A 1,828-nucleotide genomic window follows, 5' to 3' on the forward strand; every position below is an offset into this window, starting at 1 on the left:
CGCTTTTGTATGATTCCTATACTGGAAATAGCTTAGATAAATGGACTCATCTCCTGATGGAAGGTCAAGATGAAGTTCTTCAGTCGCCATGGAATGTTTATTTTACTGGAAAATCAAGTGCTTTTTTTCTACTAGGTTTTGTAATGATGTTACTAGTTTATCTCTATCTAGAGACTGGTAAAAAACAATACCGAGAAGGAGTAGAATACGGGAGCGCACGTTTTGGAACTCTAAAAGAAAAGAAGCTCTTTTACGGTAAAGAATTTTCTCATGATACGATCTTAGCACAAGATGTTCGTTTGACATTATTAGATAAAAAAACACCCCAATATGATAGAAATAAGAATATTGCGGTGATCGGAGGTTCAGGAAGTGGGAAGACATTTCGCTTTGTAAAACCCAATCTGATTCAGATGAATAGTTCCAATATTGTCGTGGATCCTAAAGATCACTTAGCTGAGAAAACAGGAAGACTCTTTTTGGAACATGGCTACCAAGTAAAGGTGCTAGATTTAGTCAATATGAAGAACTCAGATGGCTTCAATCCTTTTCGCTATATAGAGACAGAAAATGATTTGAATCGCATGCTGACGGTTTATTTCAATAACACCAAAGGCTCTGGCTCCCGTAGTGATCCATTTTGGGATGAAGCTTCTATGACTTTGGTTCGAGCTTTAGCCTCTTACTTGGTCGATTTCTATAACCCACCTAAAACAAGAGAACAGCTCATAGAAGAAAGTCGTTTAAGTCAAAATGAATACCAAAACTTGTTGAAACGGCAAAAAAAAGAAGTGGAAGAGCGAAAAAAAAGAGGGCGTTATCCAAGTTTTGCTGAAATATCAAAACTCATTAAACACTTATCCAAGGGTGAAAACCAAGAAAAAAGTGTCTTAGAAATTCTATTTGAAAATTATGCTAAAAAGTATGGAACTGAAAATGGGCAGATTTTCAAAATTATAAGGATAAGACTCTGGATTCTGTTATTGCTGTAACCACTGCTAAATTTTCCCTCTTCAATATTCAAAGTGTCATGGATTTGACCAAAAGAGATACCCTTGATATGAAGACATGGGGCAAGGAAAAATCAATGGTTTACTTAGTTATCCCAGATAACGATAGTACCTTTCGCTTTCTTTCAGCCCTCTTTTTTTCAACCGTATTTCAAACCCTAACAAGACAAGCAGATATTGATTTTAAGGGTCAATTGCCTCTTCATGTGAGAGTTTACTTAGATGAGTTCGCAAATATCGGTGAAATTCCAGATTTTGCTGAACAAACCTCAACAGTCCGTTCTCGAAATATGAGTCTCGTTCCTATTCTACAAAATATTGCCCAACTTCAAGGGCTCTATAAAGAAAAAGAAGCTTGGAAAACCATTTTGGGGAACTGTGATAGCTTAGTCTACTTAGGTGGTAATGATGAAGATACCTTTAAATTTATGAGTGGCTTACTCGGTAAACAAACCATTGATGTTCGAAACACTAGTCGTTCCTTTGGCCAGACAGGTTCAGGATCCCTTTCTCATCAAAAGATTGCTCGTGATTTAATGACACCTGATGAAGTCGGAAATATGAAACGGCATGAATGCTTAGTTCGAATTGCCAATATGCCTGTCTTTAAAAGCAAAAAGTACAATTCAACTAAGCATCCAAACTGGAAGTACCTAGCCAGTCAAGAAACCGATGAACGGTGGTGGAACTATCAGATCAATCCTTTGAATCAAAGTCAGGAAAATCATCTTGAAGGCCTTAGAATTCGTGATTTAACTTTTGAATCTAGTTTAAAATAAAAATAGAAAAGAGGAAATAGATGATTACGCATTTTAAAG

1 pseudogene is annotated in these 1,828 nt (G+C 36.4%); it reads left to right on the forward strand.

The features are described from left to right. Positions 1–1,789, forward strand: a pseudogene (locus E7C97_RS09590) (VirD4-like conjugal transfer protein, CD1115 family); the annotation flags it as partial. Positions 1,790–1,828: the final 39 nt, after the last annotated feature.

It is taken from the genome of Streptococcus sp. (assembly GCF_032481935.1).
Lineage (GTDB): Bacteria > Bacillota > Bacilli > Lactobacillales > Streptococcaceae > Streptococcus.